The sequence below is a fragment of the Polyangium jinanense genome (assembly GCF_028435265.1).
GTDB classification, from domain to species: domain Bacteria; phylum Myxococcota_A; class Polyangia; order Polyangiales; family Polyangiaceae; genus Polyangium; species Polyangium jinanense.
The window spans coordinates 1-19669 of sequence record NZ_JAGTJK010000031.1 but is presented as its reverse complement, the minus strand read 5'-3'; the positions used below and the strand labels follow the sequence as shown (position 1 = coordinate 19669).

The 19669-nt window shown below is 68.0% G+C and carries 20 protein-coding genes; 12 read left to right on the top strand and 8 right to left on the bottom strand.

Going from position 1 to position 19669, the window contains the following annotated elements:
• Nucleotides 1–97: 97 nt before the first annotated feature.
• The gene (locus KEG38_RS36980) at nt 98–1555 is read left to right on the top strand and encodes a HAMP domain-containing methyl-accepting chemotaxis protein (RefSeq protein ID WP_272425118.1); all 1458 of its coding nucleotides are present in this window, start codon (nt 98–100) and stop codon (nt 1553–1555) included.
• Between the two features lie 11 nt (nt 1556–1566).
• On the opposite strand, the gene KEG38_RS36975 is transcribed toward KEG38_RS36980, so the two are convergent.
• From KEG38_RS36975 to KEG38_RS36965, 3 genes are all read right to left on the bottom strand, one after another.
• The gene (locus KEG38_RS36975; protein WP_272425117.1) at nt 1567–1989 is read right to left on the bottom strand and encodes a hypothetical protein; all 423 of its coding nucleotides are present in this window, start codon (nt 1987–1989) and stop codon (nt 1567–1569) included.
• A gap of 105 nt (nt 1990–2094) precedes the next feature.
• Nucleotides 2095–2580 carry a hypothetical protein gene (locus KEG38_RS36970; protein WP_272425116.1) on the bottom strand — a complete coding sequence of 162 codons (486 nt, stop codon included), beginning with the start codon at nt 2578–2580 and terminating at the stop codon, nt 2095–2097.
• Between the two features lie 55 nt (nt 2581–2635).
• Nucleotides 2636–3391 (bottom strand): DUF6585 family protein, encoded by a 756-nt coding sequence (locus tag KEG38_RS36965; RefSeq protein WP_272425115.1) that lies wholly within the window; start codon nt 3389–3391, stop codon nt 2636–2638.
• A 473-nt stretch (nt 3392–3864) separates the two neighbouring features.
• On the opposite strand from KEG38_RS36965, the gene KEG38_RS36960 reads away from it, so the two are divergent.
• Nucleotides 3865–4365 carry a hypothetical protein gene (locus tag KEG38_RS36960; RefSeq protein ID WP_272425114.1) on the top strand — a complete coding sequence of 167 codons (501 nt, stop codon included), beginning with the start codon at nt 3865–3867 and terminating at the stop codon, nt 4363–4365.
• Nucleotides 4366–4563: 198 nt separating this feature from the next.
• Nucleotides 4564–5163 carry a hypothetical protein gene (locus tag KEG38_RS36955; protein WP_272425113.1) on the top strand — a complete coding sequence of 200 codons (600 nt, stop codon included), beginning with the start codon at nt 4564–4566 and terminating at the stop codon, nt 5161–5163.
• Nucleotides 5164–5201: 38 nt separating this feature from the next.
• On the opposite strand, the gene KEG38_RS36950 is transcribed toward KEG38_RS36955, so the two are convergent.
• Both KEG38_RS36950 and KEG38_RS36945 read right to left on the bottom strand, forming a co-directional pair.
• Nucleotides 5202–6014, bottom strand: a complete 813-nt coding sequence (locus KEG38_RS36950; RefSeq protein WP_272425112.1) for a hypothetical protein — start codon at nt 6012–6014, stop codon at nt 5202–5204.
• Nucleotides 6015–6024: 10 nt separating this feature from the next.
• On the bottom strand, nt 6025–6552 hold the full coding sequence (locus KEG38_RS36945) for a hypothetical protein (RefSeq protein ID WP_272425111.1): 528 nt from the start codon (nt 6550–6552) through the stop codon (nt 6025–6027).
• A gap of 565 nt (nt 6553–7117) precedes the next feature.
• Between KEG38_RS36945 and KEG38_RS36940 the strand changes: the two genes are divergently transcribed.
• The 4 genes from KEG38_RS36940 to KEG38_RS36925 all read left to right on the top strand — a co-directional run bounded on the left by KEG38_RS36940 (nt 7118) and on the right by KEG38_RS36925 (nt 10804).
• Entirely contained in the window at nt 7118–8002 is an 885-nt protein-coding gene (locus KEG38_RS36940; RefSeq protein WP_272425110.1) for a hypothetical protein, read from the top strand.
• Nucleotides 8003–8080: 78 nt separating this feature from the next.
• The gene (locus KEG38_RS36935; protein ID WP_272425109.1) at nt 8081–8998 is read left to right on the top strand and encodes a hypothetical protein; all 918 of its coding nucleotides are present in this window, start codon (nt 8081–8083) and stop codon (nt 8996–8998) included.
• Nucleotides 8995–10146, top strand: coding sequence for a hypothetical protein (locus KEG38_RS36930; protein ID WP_272425108.1), 1152 nt, complete (start codon nt 8995–8997; stop codon nt 10144–10146). Before KEG38_RS36935 ends, KEG38_RS36930 begins: the two co-directional genes overlap by 4 nt.
• Before the next feature lie 37 nt (nt 10147–10183).
• On the top strand, nt 10184–10804 hold the full coding sequence (locus tag KEG38_RS36925) for a TetR/AcrR family transcriptional regulator (RefSeq protein ID WP_272425107.1): 621 nt from the start codon (nt 10184–10186) through the stop codon (nt 10802–10804).
• Nucleotides 10805–10820: 16 nt separating this feature from the next.
• On the opposite strand, the gene KEG38_RS36920 is transcribed toward KEG38_RS36925, so the two are convergent.
• Nucleotides 10821–11339 carry a hypothetical protein gene (locus KEG38_RS36920; RefSeq protein ID WP_272425106.1) on the bottom strand — a complete coding sequence of 173 codons (519 nt, stop codon included), beginning with the start codon at nt 11337–11339 and terminating at the stop codon, nt 10821–10823.
• A gap of 171 nt (nt 11340–11510) precedes the next feature.
• On the opposite strand from KEG38_RS36920, the gene KEG38_RS36915 reads away from it, so the two are divergent.
• Nucleotides 11511–12014, top strand: coding sequence for a GFA family protein (locus KEG38_RS36915; RefSeq protein WP_272425105.1), 504 nt, complete (start codon nt 11511–11513; stop codon nt 12012–12014).
• Here the strand turns inward: KEG38_RS36915 and KEG38_RS36910 are convergent.
• Together KEG38_RS36910 and KEG38_RS36905 are read right to left on the bottom strand one after the other, a co-directional pair.
• On the bottom strand, nt 11971–12987 hold the full coding sequence (locus tag KEG38_RS36910; RefSeq protein WP_272425104.1) for an ABC transporter ATP-binding protein: 1017 nt from the start codon (nt 12985–12987) through the stop codon (nt 11971–11973). The two genes, KEG38_RS36915 and KEG38_RS36910, sit on opposite strands and share 44 nt — an antisense overlap.
• Nucleotides 12984–14375, bottom strand: coding sequence for a sigma-54-dependent transcriptional regulator (locus tag KEG38_RS36905; RefSeq protein WP_272425103.1), 1392 nt, complete (start codon nt 14373–14375; stop codon nt 12984–12986). Before KEG38_RS36905 ends, KEG38_RS36910 begins: the two co-directional genes overlap by 4 nt.
• A gap of 233 nt (nt 14376–14608) precedes the next feature.
• Here KEG38_RS36905 and KEG38_RS36900 point away from each other — a divergent pair, with 233 nt between their 5' ends.
• From KEG38_RS36900 to KEG38_RS36885, 4 genes are all read left to right on the top strand, one after another.
• Nucleotides 14609–17293 carry an OmpA family protein gene (locus KEG38_RS36900; RefSeq protein ID WP_272425102.1) on the top strand — a complete coding sequence of 895 codons (2685 nt, stop codon included), beginning with the start codon at nt 14609–14611 and terminating at the stop codon, nt 17291–17293.
• Between the two features lie 47 nt (nt 17294–17340).
• Complete coding sequence (locus KEG38_RS36895; RefSeq protein WP_272425101.1) at nt 17341–18009, top strand: hypothetical protein; 669 nt, start codon at nt 17341–17343, stop codon at nt 18007–18009.
• An 82-nt stretch (nt 18010–18091) separates the two neighbouring features.
• Nucleotides 18092–18490: an STAS/SEC14 domain-containing protein gene (locus KEG38_RS36890; RefSeq protein ID WP_272425100.1), complete on the top strand. Its 399-nt coding sequence runs from the start codon at nt 18092–18094 to the stop codon at nt 18488–18490.
• Between the two features lie 12 nt (nt 18491–18502).
• Complete coding sequence (locus KEG38_RS36885; RefSeq protein ID WP_272425099.1) at nt 18503–19507, top strand: glycosyltransferase; 1005 nt, start codon at nt 18503–18505, stop codon at nt 19505–19507.
• Nucleotides 19508–19669 lie beyond the last annotated feature (162 nt).

The window sequence follows — 19669 nt, the reverse complement described above, 5'->3', positions numbered from 1 at the left end:
CGTCTGTCCGTTCTGGAATGACGATGGCGCGGCCCCGTCTCGCGCCACACCCCTGGATCCCGGCGCGCCCTTGCGGTACTTGGTATCTAGAGTGACCATGCTGCAAGTTCTTTTTCGAGGCAGGATCGGCCGCCTGCTCGGGGTCCTTCTTTTCCTCACCGCAATCGTGGGTGGCGTTGGGTCGTGGAACATCCGCCAGGTATCGAGCGAGCTCTCGGCGCTCTCCGCCCAGAACTTGCAGGCATCGATACACCTCTCTGGCGCCGAGCGTAATTTGTGGGAGCTGCGCTTCGCGCTTCCCAATTACATGCTCGGGGATATCGCCAGCCGCGAAGAAATCGCCGCTGCGAGCTCCGCGCGAATCGCGCAAACCACGGAGCACATCGATGCTTATGCGGCGCTGCCGCTCTCCGCCGAGGAGCGAGCGCTCGTCGACGTGTGGCATCGCGCGTTCGCCGCTTATACCCGCGCGCGACCCGGCTACTTCGAGCTCATCGACGCGGGCAAGCTCGAGGAGGCCAAGGTCTACCGCGCGAACGAGACCAACCCGCCCGCGGCGCAAGCCGTCCTCACCCTCTCGAAGCTCATCAAGGCCCAGGAGGCGCTCGCCAACGAGCGGGTAGCGCGCGCCAAGACCGCCGCGACCGCGGCCATTGGGGGCACGCTCGCCCTCGTCGTCGCCGCGCTCGGCCTGGGCTTCTTTCTCAGCCGCGCGCTCACGCGCGAAATCGCCGAGGTGCTGCGCGGCCTCGAGCGCTCGTCGACCGATCTGGAGGCGAACGCCGCGAGGCTCCTGAACGGCGCGCGCGAGCTGTCCTCCGCGGCCACCGAGGTCAGCTCCACGCTCCAAGCGCTGCACACGGCGTCCAGGCAAATCGCCGAATCGACGCGGGGCGTCGCCGCCATCGCCACGGAGACCGGCGCGAGCGCCCGCAACGGCGACGAGGTCGTCAAACGCGCCCAAGAGAGCTTCGCCAGCATGCGCGCCAGGATCGACGAGATCGTCAAGCGCATGGGCACGCTCGGCCAAAGCTCTCAGGAAATCGTCGGCATCGTCGATATCATCAACGAGCTCAGCGAACAGACCCATATCCTCTCGGTCAACGCCGCCATCGAGGCCGCCAATACGGGCGAGGCGGGGCTGCGCTTCGGTACGGTCGCCAAAGAGATCCGCAACCTGGCAAGCCGCGTGGGCACCTCGGCCCGTGGCATTCGACAGTTGACGGACGCGGTCCGCGATGCGACCACCCAGACGACGAAAGCGACGAACGAGGGTACGAAAGCCGTCGCCGCGATCGTCGCCGAATTCGGCCATGTCCTCGATTCCTTCGAGCGCATCAACGGGCAGGTCAGCGCCACGACCATGGCGACGCGCGAAATCGAAACCAGCACGAAGCACCAGACGACGGCCGTCGCGCAGGTCAATGCCTCGATGACGGAGCTCACGCGATCCGCAAAGGACACGGAGCAGAGCTCCCAGGAGTTGTCACAGACCTGCGCAGAGCTGCGCCAAATCGCGACCCGCCTCGCCGATCTGACCGGCGCCGCGCGATAGGCAACGCGCTGTCAGGTCGAGCGCCACCTCGCGTCGGTCGTATGTGACTCCCACTCCCCGGTCTCATCCTGCACCCAGCCGCGACTCGACCACCCGGCCTCGCTATAGGGCAGGAACACGAAGTCTAGATCACCCGGCCCGAGGACTCGCTTGCCATTGGCGAACAAGAGGAGGTCACAGGATGCCCAGGCAGCCTTCCCGAAGTTGACGGTGACGCACACGACTCCGCAGACCTCGAGCCGCAAGGCCGGGTTGACCACCCCGCGGACATTCACGCAGTTGGATGCGCAGGCATGACCCGGCTGGTCGTCGCTGACGAACCACGAGGTCGACTCGAACCGAAGGCCGGTGAACGCCGATAGCGACTCGACCAACCCGCCGAGCAACGCACGCCACTCGGCCTCGGAACGAAGCCTCGGGTTCGGATCGAGCATGTTTTGCACGTTGACCTGTCCTCCGCACCGCCCAATGCCTTCCGGTGTTCTGCCGGGCGATGACCCCGGTAAGCCGTATCCGGCCCGGGAGCAACGTCAAACCCTCTACGCACCCGCAATCTCCTCCCATTCGTAACGAGCGAGCTGCGCATGCTGCGCGAAGAGCAGCGCGGCGCGTTGGTCGACCGTTCCGGGGCCGGGGGCCAGGTCGACGGGGCCGCCGCCGTCCATCTCGTCGAGCAGCAGGTAGAACGCCTCGCAGCTCGGCGCCGAGTGGTTGGCTGCGTCCGCCACTCTGCCCGCCTCTTTGAGCAAATCCGCGAGGGCGATGCGCCCCTCCGCGTGCCGGAGCCAGAGGAAGCCGAGCCGCAGCGCCGTCCCGTCCACGCCGGACCAGGTGTTTGCCGTTTCCGCAGCGCCCTCCCAGCATGCGTGGAGCGCCTCTCTGGCGTCGGATGCGTCCATGAGCTGAACGAGCCATGGTGGCGCGCTCGGGAGCTCCTCGATACGGCGCTCAGCCCAGGCGCGCCACGGTTCTCCGAGCACGTAACCCGCCTCCAGCGCGCAAATCCAGACGACAAGAGCGTCCATGGTCGAAATGGCTCACGAAATCAAAGGCCGCTCGATGTAGCTCACCCGCTCGGTCTCATTCCATCTGCGAGGCGAGGGGATCGTCAACCTCGATCCGTGGCGCGCAGGCGCGCACGAGGTTCATGAAGACCGTGGGATGCGGGACCTTGTCGACGGAAACCGTGCGCCACGGAATCACGGTCTGTCCTCGGAAAAACACAATCCTACTGGGCTGCATGCGGACGAGCCTCAGGTCTTTCCACGCCGCGCGGCTCTGTCCCAGGATGATTCCCTGGGCGTCGAGACGCACCTTTCCGAAGGTGAGCGTCTCTCCCGCGCGCAGCGCCTTCTCCGCGTCAGCCGCGAGCGGCAGGGAGCAGTGACGGACGATATGCCGGGTGATCTCGTACCCAAGCTCGACGTAGAGCGGAACCGTGTGCTTGGCGCCGCCATGCTCGACGAGCCGCACCGCGCGGATGAGCGCCAGCTCCCCGGCCGGCAAGTAGCGCCGCTCGAGCTCGAACCAGAGCTCGTCGACGTCCTCGAAGACGATAACGTCGCGAGCACGCCCCCGATGGACGACGAGACCGCTGTCGTGGACCTCGATGCGGAGGTCCCGCTGGCGCATGGCATGGATGGCCAGCAAGGCGAAGCAAGCGAGGCCAAACGGCAACGAGAGGAGGAACCCGCGCAAGCCGTCCGCGGTGGCGCCCAAGGCGCTGGTCAAAACGAGCAGGCACGAGGCAAACACGAGGGGTAAAACGACGCTCTGCCTGGTGGGGCGGCGGACCGAGCGAAGCCTGCCGAGCCGGTCCTCCGCCGAGTCTCGCATCGGTGCCTCGGGGGGCGTGCTGTCGCGGCGATACGGGTGCACCATCAGAACCGGGAGTTCCTCCGCCCCGACGCCTAGCACGCTTCCCTTGCGCCGGTCGAAGGAGTTGTCACAGACCTGCGCAGAGCTGCGCCAAATCGCGACCCGCCTCGCCGATCCGACCGGCGCCGCGCGATAGGGCTCGCCGTGGAGGAAGAGGCGTGGATGGCAGCGGTCCGATGATATCGGTCGAGCGCATTGCGCAGCCCGTCGTCCACTGTTTCGATGTAGCCCAGGGTCTCCGCGACATCCAGACCCGGACGAGCGCTTTGAATGCGCGTCCCGCAAGCAGCGGCAGCGGCAGCGGAGGCGAATGCCGGGAGGATCGGCTCCCGAGATCGAACATGCGCTTTCCCCTGTGGACGTCCGCCCGTTGGGCTCAACGATGAGCTTGCCCTCCCAGCGTTGTCCTGGGCGGGCAGGGGGATGTAATCATGAAGTTCATCAAGGGCATCGTCGTCGGCTCCTCGTTGCTCGCTCTCAGTGGGGCATCGGTGGTCTCCGCGGATGAATCCGTGCGCGAGGAGCCCATCGAGCTGCGTACGGATCCACCCGTGCGGCCGGGGGTCAGCGTCGCCGTCTCCACATCCATTGCGGTCGCCATTACCGCGCTCGGGGAGGCGCGAGCGGTAGCCAATTCGGCGGCCGTCGCCGGGCCGGGTGTGGGGGCGATCAGCCAGTCGCTGGCACAGGCGCAGAGCGTGCTCGGGAACGCTCTGGCCGTCTCTCGGTCGGGCTCCTTCAGCCGGGGCCACGCAGCGGCCATCGCGGACTCGATGAGTGATGCCTATACCGTCATTGGCGACGCCGTGGCGATTGCCAATTCCTCGGCGATCACGCGGGGCGGTCCTGCGCTTGCCCGGTCGCTGTCACGGGCGCAGACCACGATCGGCAACGCCGTTGCAATCTCCAATTCCGCAGCCATCAGCGGATAAATCCGACCCAGCGCAGGGCGCCAGGTTTCCGCGAGCATCTCTCTTTCTGGGCAAGACGAGAGCCCACGAACCTGTACACCACGGGCAGGCTTCCTGGCATGGGACCAAGGTCCTATAGCGCCCCCCGCGTGCCAGCCTCTACATACTCAGCGTTGGAACGCGCGACCCCGCACGGTCCGAGGAAAGGGACCATCTCCAATGGCACAGAGGCCTTCGGAAGAATCGGGCTACATCCAAGATCCCGACGGCGATGAATGCGATTTCAAGGTGGTGTGGACCGAGGACCATTGCCACAAGATCCAGGGACAGTTCCGGTTCCGCCCCAAGTGGGGGTACCAGATGATGAGGAATAGGGATGCCTACGAGCAAGTCATCTGGGGCGTCTCCGTGCCGGACCTCCGCACGCTTGCCTTCGAGCCTCAGTTCGAGTTCGCCTACGATATCTGGTCGGCCATCGACGTACCGGGGGGAGCCGTCGACCAGCGCGGCGAACATCCCATCACCCTCTCCGCCGCGATCCATACCCCCGAACAGGCCAAGCAGAAGGCCTTCTCCGAGGTCACGCCGCTCGCCCAGTGCAAGCAATTCGCGACCACCCCCTCCTTCCGGCAGACGTTCCCCACCGGTATCCGGATCAAGCCCGACGCCGGCCTGTACATCATCGAGTGGTCGATCTCCCGCACCGAGCACGACGGAACCCGTGATCGGCAGCCCTCCGGCTCGGTCGGGGGCAGGTTCGAATGGAACTCCAATGACGAAAAGCTCCGCCAGGCGATCCGCATCGCGAACGCCATGTGACAGCCGTCCCCGGGCCCGGCGCCGCAAGCGCGGGCGAGCTAATGGGTCCGGCGGCGCATCGCCGGACGATATGCGCCACCCTGAGGGGTTTCCACGTACTCCATGTAAAACTCGTAGTCGTCGTCGGGTGCCTCGTTCTCGACGATCACCCTGGGCTTCAAATCGTCCGGGTGCGGGATCTCGACAGAGGCGAGGACGTGGAGAGAGATGCGTCCCGGCTCGGTGATCGACTTGTAGAGCTCCAGCCACGGATTCATGTATCGCCCTCCCGGACCATAACGGACATACGGCTCGTAGATCGGTCCGGTGGTCTCGTGAACCTCCGTGAGGAACCACTCGCCTCCGGTCTCCTTGCGCATGACCTCGCCGGCATACGCGACGAGCCCCGGGAAGAGGTTGGGGATTTCGAGGATGCGCCTCTTGGGACGGATCTTCTTCAGGGCTTTTTCCACGAGGTAGAGGCTATCGAAGGAGCTGTCGAAAGATTCGCGGGGGATTTTGAGGATGCTTGCGAGCTCGTCGATGAGCGAGGGCACCGCCTCGATGAAATGCGCGCCCTGGGGGAGGTTGCCTTCGAGGACGTGCTGTGGTTGGGGCTCGCTGGCCCGCGCGGCGCTCTTCTCCATCAACTCCTGTCGCGACGCATAGAGGAGGCCCTTCCCGCTCGCAGAGACGAAGAGGAGCTCACCACGATCGGAGACATACGCAGGATGATGAGGAATGCTGTGCTCGGGATCCAGCGTCCACTTCTCCTCGGCCAGGAGCGCCTCGACTTCGGATTTTTTGACAGACCAGCACTTGGCCCAGCCTTTCGTGTTGGTGGGACGACGACTACGCGGGTCGCTCTTCATGGGATTTCTCTCAATGGGGGCGCGTGTTACCAGGCGTTCCAGGGTGTCCGACGAGGCCGTCATCGAGGATCGGCTTGTCCAGGCCCCGGTCGCCCGAAGCGCGCAGCTTCTGAACATGGAACGAAGGGCCGTCGAGGGTGGGGGCAGGGAGCTGCTTGCCTTGAAGGACGGCTCCGCAGTTCATGCACCAAGGGCGAGATACCTGGAGCTCGCCAGCCCCGTGGTCACGAACCGGGGACACCCAGACGAGGATGTTGCGGGAAGCAGCAACGTCCCCGATGTCCGTGCCGATCGTCGTGTCACCACACACGACGAAGTACAGCGAGGGATAGGCCCGATCGGGTCCTGTGGAGAAGGCCGCCGGCGACTTGGAGAGCGCGTCGAGCATGCCGAGGATCTGGTACTGGGCGTACTCCAGGTTGACGACCCCCTTGACAGCCTTGACTTCCACGAACGTGCTCTCGGGGTGCGTGCTGATGACCGGAGGGAGCGATCCATGGAACCCCTCGACAGCGCCGGTCACGCCGTCGGGGATCACGGACCGGAAGCGTCCGCTGCGTTTCTCGCGCTCCCCTGACGGGAACGGCTTCCTGTTCGACGAAAGCACCCTCGGCCCCGGCAACGCCCCAAGCCTACGAGGAGGCGTGACTTCCCGCCTCGACGCTCGACGCTCCTTTTCGATCGGCCCTCCGCCTCCTGCCCTCCCTCGCCCCGCCCACGCGGGCGCCCCCTGCGCCGGGGCGACGTCGACGCCCCTTGGAGGCTTGCCTCCCCCGCCCCGCGACGCCTCGCGTCCCGTGGATCTCTGCCCCCGCCGACCCCCAACGCGCAGCCGGTCCCCGATCCCCGCCCGAAACCCCGCCGCGTCCTCTCGACGAAACGAAGTCCATCCTGCCGCGCCCCCCGTCACCCCTCGACGCAAGCCAGTCCCGCGCCCCCCGCCCCCCGTCACCCCTCGACGGCAGCCAGTCGGCCGCCCGGATCCACCCCGCGTCGCGCACCTTGGCCCTCCGGCCGCCGCAAACTCCCCGTCGAGGCTCGACGCGCGTGATCCATCCAGTTTTGTGTTGCCCCCTGCATGTGTGCCACGTTAGGGTGCCGTCATGGCTGGAATCGTCACGCTCGTCGCGCGGACGGGCATTCTCACCCTGTATGAAGAGTTCTTTTTCACCCGCGGGCGCCTCGTGTCGCATCCGCTCGCGGTGCCTTTGCTGCCCGAGTTCGACACCTTCCGCTCGCAGCTCGACGCCACCTTGATGGCGGAGCTCGCGCTGATCGGCGAACGGTTCGCGGCGAACGCCGCCGTGGAGTTTTTGGACGCCGACCTCGACCGCCTCACCGACAGCATTGCCGCCCTGACCCTCATCGAGGCGAAGAACGACCGCGGCGCCCTCCCGTACGCCCATTACTTCGCGACCCAGAGGCCGAGCGAGCTCAAACGCCCCATCCTCGGCGGACAGCTCGATACCATGCGCCATTGGCCCCCCTCGCTCCAGGCGTCCTCGAGCGCGCAGCTCCAGGAGATCGGGGTCAGGCTCGCGAATCTGGTCGTGCTCGGCGATGACAAGACCAAGGCGCAGGACGCCGTGGCCCAGAACATCGCCGATTTCCGTTCCGTCGGCTCGCGCAAGCAATGCATCGACGCCTTCAATGCGCTGCGCAAATCCATCCACGGCAAGCTCGGCGAAACCCAGCACAAGACGCCCGAGCTCGGGACCGGCTGGGCCGATTCCTTCTTCCGTCAAGGATCGAGCGCGGAGCGGCTCACCATCCGAGAGCTCGACCGGCGCATCGCGGCGGCCGAGGTGGAGCTCTCCACCATGAAAAAGCAACGCGACGAAATGGTCGTGCAGGAGGAAGCCCTGGCGCGCGCCAGGGCCGACGCGGAGAAGGCACAAAAGAAGGCCGAGCTCTTGGCGGCCAAAAAGGCCGCCGCGGAGCTCGCCGCGCGTGTGGCCGAGCTGGAGGAAGCGGTGGGCGAGGGCTGAACGCCCGACAGGCCTGCATCCCGGCTCACCTTCATCGTGGACGCGCCCCGTCGTCCCGGGCAAGATGGCGCCGGCTTCATGAAGCTCTCCCCCGCCCCTCTCCTCGCCGCGCTCCTCTGCGCGCTCTCGGCGTGCGCGAAAGTCCCGCGGATCAACACGTCTCCGGATACGCCGGTCCTCACCGAACCGAAGAGGACGCTCGAGCTCGGCAAGGTTTCGCGTGGGGACACGCGCTCGCCGGACCATAGCGGCGGCTCGTACTGCAAAAATGGTGGGCGTGTGGGCCAGGACCTCGATCACCTCTACGGCTTCGAGGTGCGCGAGGCGGCGAGTTATCGCTTCGAATTCCTCCCCGAGACGTTCGAGGGCGTGATCCAGATCCAGCAGAAGATCAAGGGCCCGGGTCGCCTCGGCATCGGCTGCAAGGGCGCGCATGCGGGCCAAAAGGCGACGCTGTCGCTCCCGCTCGAACCCGATTTTTACTGGGTCATCGTCGACGGAAACCTCTGGGACGAGGCGGGGACGTACACGCTCCGCGTCGATCGCGACACCTCGAAGACCGCGGTGATCCGCCCCGAGGAGCCCGCGCTCGTCGCGCCGCTCTGCTCGAGCGCGCCGCTCCTTCGTCCGGGCGAACGGGCCTACGGGGAGTTCCAATCGAAGTCGGGGGGCGCGCGCGCCTCATGTGGCCTCCTCGGGGGAGAATCGGTGCACCGGCTGTCCCTGGCCGCGCCGGCGCGCATCCGCCTCCGCGCGGCGGCGCATTTCCAGCCCGCGCTGGAGATCCGGAGCGGTTGTCACGATAAGCCCGTCGTCTGCGCCCACGCGGACGCGGGGCAATACGAGGTGGAGGTCACGGCCGACTTGCCGGCGGGGGACCATTTCGTGGTGCTGGATTCGACGCGGCTCGGCGATCGGAACACGAGCGGGAGCCACCGCGACGAGGGCCGGCTCGCCGGGCTCTACGTGATCGACGCCGAGGAGGTCGCGCAATGAAGGCGGAACGCGCAATCTTGCTCGCAGGCCTGCTCGGGCTTCCGGCGTGCGCCTCGTCCGGCGGCGTGGGCTGGGAGGATCGGTGTGGTCCGGCGCCCGGCCCGCAGAAACCGCTCGCGTCGCTGGGCCACGACGAAAAACCTTTCGAGATAAGGCACCTCCCGGAGGGCAGAAAACGTCCGGGCTACCTGTATCGATTCGAGCGGGAGGACAGCGGCACGACGGAGTCGCTGCGCGGGATCCACAGGATACGCGAGGGGCGGATCATCGTCGTGGGCGACCACGGGACGGCGCTCGTGCGCGACGCGAAGGCGGGCTGGCAAAAGGAGGACCCGCGGACGACCGAGAACCTGTACGCGATCGTCCCCGCGGCCTATTACGAGAACGGGACAACCATCACGGAGGAGCTCCGGAAAAACCTGCCGTACATCGCGGTGGGATCCAACGGGGCGGCCGTTCACCGGGACGTGAATGGGGTTTGGCAGGTTGAACAGACCGGGACCTCGGCGGCGCTTTTCGCGGTGAGCCACTTCGGGTCGACGACCGTGGCCGTGGGCGCGGGCGGCGCCATGGTGAAGCGGTCGAAAGAAGGGGTCTGGCAGGCCGTGAAGACGCGGACGACGGCGGACCTCCATTCCCTCGGGGGCTGCGGAGAGTATCTGTGCGTCGTGGGCACGGGCGGCGCGATGGTGCTCTGCAAGTTTCGGGACGAGGAAATCGTGTGTATTCCGCGTCCGCCGCCGGCGCAGGCGACGCTCCGGGTCCTCGCGGAACGGGGGTTCATCATGGGCGACGGGGTTTGGCTCACGCAGGTGCTTCCCAAGCAGACCGAGCCGAGGCCGCCGCCCTCGTACGTGCCCTGGCCGACGGCGAATGCGGTCATGGCCGGAGAAGAGATTCTCGCTGTGGATCACAACCGCCATAGCGGCATCGGCGAGCTGCTGGCCGTGGGGCGGCGGAGCACAGTGTGGTTTCAGAGCGGCTCGACCTCGGAGGGAGGCCAGCTCGAACGGGTGAAATTGCCCTTCGAGGTGGATTTCCACGATGTCGCCTACGAGCTCGTGGATGGGTTTCTCGTGGGCGATCAGGGGACGATCGTGCACCTCGGCGTCGAAGGTTTCACGCCGATGCACATTTGCCTACTCTGAGCGGGAAATCGGGCGCGGGTATGCTATCGCGCCACCCATGGTGCGCCCCAAGGACGCCTGCTCCGAGGAGACCTGGAACCGGATCGTCGCCGCGGCGCGACACGAGCTCGTCGAGACGGACGACGGCGAGGTCGACGTGGCGGTCCGGCAGGTCGCGACGCGCGCGGGCGTGAGCCTCGGAACGATCCACTACTATTTCCCGACCAAGGAGAGCCTGCTGGAGGCTTGCCTCGACACCTATTACGAGCGACTCGGCGCGCTGGTCGTCGAGCTCGCCGCGCTCGCGACGCAAACGGACCCGCGCACCCTGATCGAGCAGGCGGCGCGGCGGATCTATTGCTTCGCGGTCGCGGAGCGGCAGAGCCTCAAGCTGCGCGCGAGGCTCAATGCCGAGCTCGGTCGCCTCGAGCCGCAGCGGGCCCGGCACGTGCGCGGGCCCATGCTCGACGGATTCGCATCGCTCATCGCGAACATGGGCGGCCTCGACGTTGCCGAGGCGCGGCTGACGATACAGACGATGACCGGCTTGATCATGCACCTCGCGCTCCTCGCGGACGCGGACCTCGAGCAAATCGCGGGCGCGGGAGGCGAAGCCGGGCGACGGATCGTGGAAGATCACGTCGCCCGGGTCGCATTGCGGCTGGTGTTCCCGAACTGAGCCTGCTTCGTGGGGCTCAATCGTTGCAGAAGACTTCCATCGCGCGCGGATCGGTGTAGTCGCAGTTATTGACGTAGGACGCTCCGGCGCAGACGCCAGCCATCATCGCGTCCGGCTCGAGACAATCGCAGAAGTCGCTGCCGTTCGTCGTCGGCGTACACCCGGCGGGAAGGGGCCGGCACTCGGTCTGCCGCGGCGGCTCGCCGGCGCGAACGACGCAATACGTGTCGGGGGCGCAGGTCTGCCGGCCGTCGCAGTCGTGCTCCTTGGGCGTGGTCGCCTCCCAGCGATCGAGAATGCAAAGCCTGTTTCCGATGACCGGGCCCCCCTCGCCACAGGTCACCCACCGGTCGTCGTCGATCGGCCCGACACACGCCGACTCGCCGCACGCAAGGTCCCGCGCGTCGTCTTGGATCGTCACGGAGCAGGTGCAGTCGCCGGAGCCGCCCGGGCCGTTCGTGTCCGAATCATCCCCACAGGCGAGCAGGCCCGAGGCGAGCGAGAGAAGGACGAATGATCGAAGCCAAAAGCGCATGATTCCTCCAGGAAGGCCGCGAGCCTAGCGCGGCCTCCGGCGCGCGCCGCACCGTGAATCGGACGGTGTCCGAACCCCACGCCGACAACCCGAACCGCCCCTTCACGAACACGCCCGCCAATGCCTTGACTGTCAGGCAAACCTGCCACACATCCCCGAACGGGAGGCGAGATGAACGATTGGAAATTGCCCTGGGAAGGCGGATGTCGCTGTGGTCAGGTCCGGCTGAAGATCACCGCCCCGCCGATGGTCACGGCGGCCTGCCACTGCACTGGCTGTCAGCGAATGAGCGCCAGCGCCTTCTCGCTCGGCATTTTGCTTCCGAGCGACGGCTTTCAGGTGACGCAGGGCGAGCCCGTGATCGGTGGCCTGCACGGCCCGGTGCGCCATTTCTTCTGCCCGTATTGCATGACCTGGATGTTCAACCGGCCCCCCGGCGTGGACACGATCGTCATCGTCCGCCCGACGATGCTCGACGATCCGAGCTGGTTCTGGCCGTTCATCGAAACGTGTACCCGGGAAAAGCTCCCCTGGGCGAGCACACCCGCCCTGCACAGTTTCGAGGGTTTTCCGGATCCCGCGGCGTATGAACCGTTGATGAAGGAATTCGCAGAGCGGTTCCGGGAGGGATTCAGTCCTCGCGCGTCAAACCCTGCGAAAGCGCCCGTCGCATGAAAAGGTCCTCGAGCGTCTCGCGCCGCGGGACGACTTCGAGGACCTGCGCGCCCTCGTCGAGCGCCGCCCGGAGGACGTCGCCGACCTGCTTCTCGCCCTCGATCTCCACGACGACCACATCCGCCCGCGTCCGCACGCCATGTCCTTGCTGCTCGAACGATCGGCGCAGGGCCTCGCTCGCACCCGCGAGCGTCACATCCGTCCGAAGCACGTCGCCGCGCAGGAGCTTGCGAAGCGCGCCACGCACGACGACCCGACCCTCGCGCAGGATGGCCACACGATCACACATCGCCTCGACGTCGCTCAGGATGTGCGTCGAGAAGAAGATGGTGCGGCCCGCCGCGCGCTCTTCGAGGATGAGATCACGCACCTCTTTGCGCCCGACCGGATCGAGGCCGCTCATCGGCTCGTCCAGGACGAGGAGCTCCGGATCCGAGACGAGCGCCGCCGCGAGGCCCGTCCGCTGGAGCATGCCCTTCGAGAGGCGGCGCACCGGCCTGTCGGCCGCGTACGCGATGCCCACCTTCGCGAGCATCGCCTGCGTCCGCGACGCGAGCGCGGCGCCCGCGAGGCCCGAGAGGCGGCCGCAGAGCGTGACGAACTCACGCGGGGTCAGGTACGGGTAGACGTAGGGGTTTTCCGGGAGGAAGCCGATCCGGCGCCGCGCCTCCGCGCTCGGCACGCGCGCGCCGAAGAGGAACGCCTCGCCGCCCGTGGGCTTGATGAGGCCCGTGAGCATCTTGATCGTCGTGGTCTTGCCCGCGCCGTTCGGCCCGAGGAAGCCGAAGATCTCGCCGCGGCGGACGTCGAGGTCGACGCCCTTCACCGCCTCGACGCGCCGGCCCCAAAACCCGATGCGGAAGGTCTTCCGGAGGCCACGCACCTCGATCAATGTCTCGCCCGCGGCCGCGCTCTCGCTCGCTGCGCCGCTGTCCTCGCCGCCGCCTACGTCGATCGCCCCGGCCTCGCTCATCCGCCGTCCTCACCGCCCTCGCGACGCACGCCGGGCACGCTGCTCGTGTACTCGTGCAGCTTGTACTGGATCTTGCGCGGGCTGATGCCGAGGATCGTCGCGGCCTTCGAGGTGGATCCCTTGCACGCTTCCAGGGTCCGGAGGATCGCGTACTTCTCCAGATCGTAGATCGTGCTGCCGGGGATCGGCGGCATCGCGCCCTCGCCGCCGCCCGCGTCGAGCGAGGCAGGCAAGTGGCGCCGCTCGACGCGTGGTCCGTCGCAGAGGACCACGGCGCGCTCGACCGCATTTTCGAGCTCGCGCACGTTGCCGGGCCAGCCGTACGCCGCGAGCGCCGCGAGGGCGTCGTCGGTAAAACCTTCGATGCGCTTGCCGTTCTCCTCGGCGTACCGGCCGAGGAAGAAGGCCGCGAGCTCGGGGATGTCGCTCGCGCGCTGGCGGAGCGGCGGGATCTCCAGCGTGACGACGTTGAGCCGGTAGTAGAGATCCTCGCGGAACTGGCCCTCGGCGATGCGCTGCTTCAGGTCCTTGTTCGTCGCGGCGATGATGCGCACGTCGACCTTCAAGGTCTCGTTGCCGCCGACACGTTCGATCGTGCGCTCTTGCAGAAAGCGCAGGAGCTTGACCTGCGTGGCCAGCGGGATCTCGCTGACCTCGTCGAGGAACAGCGTGCCGCCGCTGGCCTGTTCGAAGCGGCCCTCGCGCCGGCCGACCGCGCCCGTGAACGCGCCTTTCTCGTGGCCGAAGAGCTCGCTCTCGAGGAGCGATTCGCTGAGCGCCGCGCAGTTGAGCCGCACGAGCGGCGCCTTCGCGCGGGGGCTGCCGCGGTGGATCATCTCGGCGATGAGCTCCTTGCCCGTGCCCGTCTCGCCCACGATGAGCACGCTGGCGCGGCTCGGCGCGACCTGCTCCACGAGCCGGAGGAGCTTGACCATGCTCGGATGCGAGGCGATCACGTGCCCGAAGGCGTTTCGCTCGCGTAGCTTCTGCCGGAGGCGCGAGTTCTCTTGGAGCAGGCGCGCTTGCTCGACCGCGCGCTCGACGACGACCTCGAGCACCTGGAAGTCGAGCGGCTTCGTGAGGTAGTTGTAGGCGCCTTTTTTGACGGCCTCGACCGCGTTCGAGATGGTGCCGAACGCGGTCATCACCACGAACGTCGCCGTGGTGCGCGACTCCTGCGCCTTTTCCATGAGGCCGATGCCGTCGAGGCCCGGCATCTTGAGGTCGGTCAGGACGACGTCGGGCGCGAACTCTTCCAGCTTTCCGAGGGCCTTGAAGCCGTCGGCCGCCGTCTCCGTCGTGTACCCCTCTTCGCGCAGGATCTCGGCGAGCGCAGCCCGCGCGTTGGCCTCGTCGTCAACGATCAGGATTCGGCCGCGGGAACCCATGTTGGCCCCTTCGTAGCATGGGGTTCGGGGCGAAGGGCGCCTCTCGGGCGACCCGAAGCCCCGAGCGTCGAATTACGTCGTTCCGACGGGTGATTCCGCGAAGTGGCCCCGATCCGTACCGGGACACAACCGGATAGTTTCTGCTTTCTCGGGGGAATGGTACAACCGCCCGCGCAGCGAGGACGGTCCACTCCCGTGGGGGGAGAGACCCCTTCCCTGCCTTTCGAGGGTCGATGCGTACGCTTGAGAACGCCTCCTTTGCCGAGCCGCTGCGGCTCGTCGCGCTCACCGCGCTTCCCATGGCCTTCTGCCTCCTGGTCACTGCGGACGCCAAGGCGCAGCAGCCGTTCGGCCCGCAGCCGCCGCCGGGGCAGTTCCAGCCGCAACCGGGGCAGTTCCAGCCCCCGCCCGGACAGTTCCAGCCGGCTCCAGGACAGTTCCAGCCGCCTCCAGGACAGTTCCAGCCGGCTCCAGGACAGTTCCAACCGCCTCCAGGACAGTTCCAGCCCGCTCCAGGACAGCTACCGCCGCCTCCAGGACAGCAGCCGCCCGCCGGCCAGGGCGCGCTCCCGCAAGAGCCGCAGCCCCCCGGGGAGAAGGCCGTCGAGCCGCCGAAGGTCGACGAGCTCGAAGAGCGCGCGCGCACGCTGATCGAGCAGCCGAACACGTTTGGCTCGACCGGCCTTTTGCGCACCTCGTACGCCGGCTCGGGCGCGGCCGGGACGTTCCGCGTCTCGTTCCTCAGCGACTTCTTCTCGACCTCGAACTTCCTCTGCGATCCGGATCTCTCGACGGCCGCCGGGCAGCGGATCACCTGCACGCGCGACAACCTCGCGGACTCGGCGAGTCACGTCGGCGCGTTCTTCGCACTGAGCGCGACGCCGTTCTCGTTCCTCGAGGCGTTCGCGGCGATCCGCACGTACGCGAACTCGAACGATCAAGGCAAGCCGCAGCTCCTGCAGGTCCTCGGCGACACGAACTTCGGCTTGAAGCTGTTCACGCCGTCGCGCGTCGGGTCGTACTTCTCGTTCGGCGCCGAGGCGCAGCTCTTCTTGCTGAACGGCACGGGCAGCGTGGGCGTCTCCGGCGCGGGCACGAGCGCGTTCTTCCGCGCCCTCGCGAGCGCCGACTTCCGCAAGCCCGGCGGCCAAGGCTTCCCGCTGCGCATCAACGTGAACCTCGGCTACAAGGTCGACAACTCCGGTCAGCTCGTGCGCGAGGTGGAAGAGGGGCGCGCCCTCGAGTACCGCGACGGCCGCGAGCGGCAGCCGATCTCGCGCATCGAGCGCTTCGGCCTCGGGATCAACCGCGTCGACTTCTTCACGCCGTGGATCGGCGTGGAGCTGCCCTTCCGCTTCGCGCAGCCGTACGTCGAGTACACGGTCGACATCCCCGTGAACCGACAAGACTACGAGTGTCACACGGGCTGGGTCTCGCGCGGCGACGTCTGCCTCGGGCTCGCCGACTTCAGCGCGGATGATCCGCAGACCGCAGGCGGCCCCGGCTACGCAGCGCTGCCCTCGCGCCTCACGATCGGCACGCGCGTGACGCCGTTCAGCAAGGCGTTCCGCGGCCTGTCGGCGCACGCAGCCGTGGACATCGGCCTCTCGGCGACCTCGGTGTTCATCGAGGAGATCGCGCCGCAAGCGCCGTGGACGGTCTACCTCGGGCTCGCGTACGCGTACGACACGAAGGAGCCGCCGCCGCCTCCGCCTCCGCCTCCGCCGCCTCCGCCGCCTCCGCCGCCGGAGCCCGTGATCCTGCCGGCGCCGCAGTCGTTCGTCCGCGGCACGGTGCACGAGACGAACAAGCCCGAGGCCGTGATCCCCGACGCGATCGTCTCCATCGAGGGGAGCCAGGATCCGCCGTTCGCGACGAGCGCCGGCGGCACGTTCCTCACGCGTCACCTCGAGCCGGGGACGTACACGTTCTCGGTGCGCGCGCCGGGCTACAAGCCGGCGACGTGCCAGGCGACCGTGGTCGCGCCGCCGCCGCCCACGCTTCCGAAGGCCGAGCCGCCGGCGCAACCGGCGCAGCCCGCGCAGCCCCCGGCGGGGCAGTTCGGCGCGCAAGGACAGTTCGGCGCGCCGCAAGCGCCGTTCGGTGCCCAAGGTCAGTTCGGCGCGCAGGGTCAGTTCGGCGCGCCGCAGGCGCCGTTCGGTCAGCCCAGCACGGGGCTGCCGCAGCCCCCGGCGCCGGCCCCCGCGACGCCTCCGCCGCAGCAAGGTCCGGCGATCGTGGACGTCGACTGCGCGCTCGAAGCGCTTCCGAAGATCGGCGCGATCGCGGCGGTCGTGCGTGACGCCGAGACGGGCGAGCCGATCCCCGCGGCGGTCGTGCGCATCGTCGACGCGACGGGCAAGGAGCGCACGGCGACGGCCGACGGCAAGGGCGCGGTGACGTTCCGCGATCTGCCGCTTGGTGCGACGAAGATCCGCGCCGAGGCCGCGGGCTTCATGAACCACGTGAGCGACGCGGACGTGCGCCTGAACGACGAGGCGAAGGTCGCGCTCGCGATGAACAAGCGCCCGGCAGCGCGGGCCGCGAACGTCAAGGTGCAGGGCAACGAGATCAAGATCTCGCGGCAGGTGCACTTCGAGAGCGACTCGGCGAAGATCCTCGGCGACTCGAACACGCTGCTCGAGGAGATCGCGGACGTCCTGCAGCAAAGCCCGAAGATCCGCAAGGTCGAGATCCAAGGGCACACGGACAACACGGGCACGCGCGAGCGCAACCAGACGCTCAGCGAGCAGCGCGCCCAGGCCGTGCGGACGTGGCTCATCGCGGCGGGCGTCGACGCCTCGCGCCTCGTGGCGAAGGGCTACGGTCAGGACAAACCGCTCGGGCCGAACGTGACGGCCGCGCAGCGCGCGAAGAACCGCCGCGTCCAGCTCATCATCGTCGAAAAGGACAAGTAGCCATCCTGCGCAACGGCCTCTCGCTCCAAAAAGCCTTCGCGCTCGTCGTGCTCTCCGCATGCACGAGCGCGCAGGCGCCCCCGGACCCCCAGAAAGAACTCGCGGCATCCACGGCGAGCGCAGTCGCTCCCCCGCCCTCCCCTGCGGCTCCGATCGCAGACGGCGGCGCGGCGGACGCGGAGGCGCCTCCCGCGGATGCTTCGGCGGGCGACGCGGCGACGGCCGCGATCTCGGACGCGGGCAGCGACGCGGCCGAGGTCGCGGCGCCGTACGTGGCGGACAACAAGGTCCTGCCGCCGCTCGACAGCGAAGAGCTGCAGAAGCGCGCCGCCGCGCTCTTCAACGCGATCGTGGCCGACGATCCGGCGCGCGGTGAGTCGTTCTGGTTCCCGAAGGAGCCCTTCATCCCGCTGAAGGACGTGAAGGGCGCGGACAAGTACTGGGACCAACTGCACCGGACCTACGCGCGCGACATCCACGCCCTGCACAAGAAGCGCAAGTCGTGGGAGGGCGCGACGTTCGAGAAGTTCGAGCTCGGCTCCACGCCGAAGTGGGTGCCGCCCGGCGACGAGGGCAACAAGATCGGCTACTACCGCACCTTCCGCGGAAAGCTCCGCTACCGGATCGGCGAGCAGACGCAGTCGATCGAGGTGCGCGTGATCATCTCCTGGCAGGGTCGCTGGTACATCACGCATCTCAGCAAGTTCAAGAAGTGAGCCGCGCGGCGAGGCGCCCGCGGCACGTTCTCGGCGGACACGCGGGCGTGGTATCGTCGCGTTCGCTCCCGGAGCTCCGCGCATGTTCCAGATCAAGCTCGACAAGCTGAACACGCTGATCGAGTTCTCCATCGAAGGGCTCGTGCAGGTCGACGAGATGAAGCAGTTCCTCGCGGAGCTGCGACGCTCGGCCGTGACGCTCACCGGCTCCGACCTCAAAATCTTCGCCGACATGCGGAAATTCCGGCCCGCGTCGCCGAACGTGGTCGAGGAGGTCCGCGAGGTGCACGAGCTCGCGAAGACGATGGGCGTGCGGCGCCTGGCGACCGTGCTCGAGAGCGAGGTGCTCGCGCTCCACATGAGCCGCCTCGCCCGCGAGACGGGCGCGGACAAGTTCATCCGCCGCTTCACGGACGAGCAAGAGGCGCGCGAGTGGCTCGCGACCGGCGAGTCGTTGCGGAAGAGCCGCAGGCTGCCATAGCTCTGCCCTTCCGTGTCGCCGCTCGTCTCCGTCCTGATCCCCTATCGCAACGCGGAGAACACGCTGGAGGAGGCGCTCGCGGGCATTCTCGCCGAGCGCGACGTGCCGATCGAGGTCCTCGCCGTCGACGATGGCTCGACCGATGGAGGACCCGCGCTCATCGCGCGCTTGGCTGCGAACGATCCGCGCATCGCGGCGCTCCAGACGGGCGGCGTAGGGATCGCGCGTGCCCTCGCCTGCGCGCATGCGGCCGCGCGCGCGCCCTTCCTCGCGCGCATGGATGCGGACGACGTCTCGCTCCCGGATCGGCTCCGGCTGCAGGTCGACGCGCTCCGCAAGGACGACCGCCTCGGCGTCGTCGGGACACGTGTGGAGCCGTTCCCGGACGAGGCCGTCGGCGAGGGGCTCGCGCGGTACGTGGCGTGGCAAAACGCGATCGTGACGACCGAGGATCACGACCGCGAGATCTTCGTCGAGGCTCCGCTCTGCCATCCCTCCGTGATGCTGCGACGCGAGGCGTTCGAGGCCGTGGGCGCGTTCCGCGACGTGCACTGGCCCGAGGACTACGACCTCTGGCTCCGGCTCCACGCCGCGGGCTACGGGCTCGCCAAGGTGGATCGAACGCTCCTCCGCTGGCGTCACCACCCAGGCCGCGCGACGTTCCGCGACAGCCGTTACGCGATCGTACGATTCATCGAAGCGAAGGCGCACTACCTCGCACCGCGCCTCGCGCGGGATCCGCGCGCGCTCGTGGTGTGGGGCGCGGGTCCGACGGGGCGCAAGCTCGCGCGGGCACTCGCGGCCGAGGGCGCGAAGGCCGCCGCGTTCGTGGACATCGATCCGAAGAAGATCGGCCGCACGGCGCGCGGGGCGCCGATCGTGCCCAAGGTTTCCCTCGATCCAGCAAAGCACTTCGTGCTCGTGGCCGTGGGCGCACGCGGCGCGCGGGACTTGATCCGAACGGATCTCGCGGCGCTCGCGTTCGTCGAGCGGCGCGACTTCTTCTGCTGCTCCTGACGTCTCCCCGCTCCCGCGAGGGCTGAGCATAGTCTCATCGCAAACCGCCGCGCCGGGGCGCTGCCCCGGGCCCCGCGGGGGCTGTTCGCCCCTCGACCCGAACCAGGGCAAGCCCTGGACTCGGGGTGGAAGAACTGCGCGATGCGCAGTTCTTCCAACGGG

What these genes read in the sequence shown, in the direction of transcription:
- KEG38_RS36940 (WP_272425110.1), top strand. Translation starts at nt 7,118, where the DNA reads ATGGCTGGAATCGTCACGCTCGTCGCGCGGACGGGCATTCTCACCCTG.
- KEG38_RS36930 (WP_272425108.1), top strand. Translation starts at nt 8,995, where the DNA reads ATGAAGGCGGAACGCGCAATCTTGCTCGCAGGCCTGCTCGGGCTTCCG.
- KEG38_RS36965 (WP_272425115.1), bottom strand. Translation starts at nt 3,391, where the DNA reads ATGCGAGACTCGGCGGAGGACCGGCTCGGCAGGCTTCGCTCGGTCCGC.
- KEG38_RS36935 (WP_272425109.1), top strand. Translation starts at nt 8,081, where the DNA reads ATGAAGCTCTCCCCCGCCCCTCTCCTCGCCGCGCTCCTCTGCGCGCTC.
- KEG38_RS36975 (WP_272425117.1), bottom strand. Translation starts at nt 1,989, where the DNA reads ATGCTCGATCCGAACCCGAGGCTTCGTTCCGAGGCCGAGTGGCGTGCG.
- KEG38_RS36905 (WP_272425103.1), bottom strand. Translation starts at nt 14,375, where the DNA reads ATGGGTTCCCGCGGCCGAATCCTGATCGTTGACGACGAGGCCAACGCG.
- KEG38_RS36920 (WP_272425106.1), bottom strand. Translation starts at nt 11,339, where the DNA reads ATGCGCTTTTGGCTTCGATCATTCGTCCTTCTCTCGCTCGCCTCGGGC.
- KEG38_RS36970 (WP_272425116.1), bottom strand. Translation starts at nt 2,580, where the DNA reads ATGGACGCTCTTGTCGTCTGGATTTGCGCGCTGGAGGCGGGTTACGTG.
- KEG38_RS36915 (WP_272425105.1), top strand. Translation starts at nt 11,511, where the DNA reads ATGAACGATTGGAAATTGCCCTGGGAAGGCGGATGTCGCTGTGGTCAG.
- KEG38_RS36910 (WP_272425104.1), bottom strand. Translation starts at nt 12,987, where the DNA reads ATGAGCGAGGCCGGGGCGATCGACGTAGGCGGCGGCGAGGACAGCGGC.
- KEG38_RS36890 (WP_272425100.1), top strand. Translation starts at nt 18,092, where the DNA reads ATGTTCCAGATCAAGCTCGACAAGCTGAACACGCTGATCGAGTTCTCC.
- KEG38_RS36925 (WP_272425107.1), top strand. Translation starts at nt 10,184, where the DNA reads ATGGTGCGCCCCAAGGACGCCTGCTCCGAGGAGACCTGGAACCGGATC.
- KEG38_RS36960 (WP_272425114.1), top strand. Translation starts at nt 3,865, where the DNA reads ATGAAGTTCATCAAGGGCATCGTCGTCGGCTCCTCGTTGCTCGCTCTC.
- KEG38_RS36980 (WP_272425118.1), top strand. Translation starts at nt 98, where the DNA reads ATGCTGCAAGTTCTTTTTCGAGGCAGGATCGGCCGCCTGCTCGGGGTC.
- KEG38_RS36950 (WP_272425112.1), bottom strand. Translation starts at nt 6,014, where the DNA reads ATGAAGAGCGACCCGCGTAGTCGTCGTCCCACCAACACGAAAGGCTGG.
- KEG38_RS36955 (WP_272425113.1), top strand. Translation starts at nt 4,564, where the DNA reads ATGGCACAGAGGCCTTCGGAAGAATCGGGCTACATCCAAGATCCCGAC.
- KEG38_RS36900 (WP_272425102.1), top strand. Translation starts at nt 14,609, where the DNA reads ATGCGTACGCTTGAGAACGCCTCCTTTGCCGAGCCGCTGCGGCTCGTC.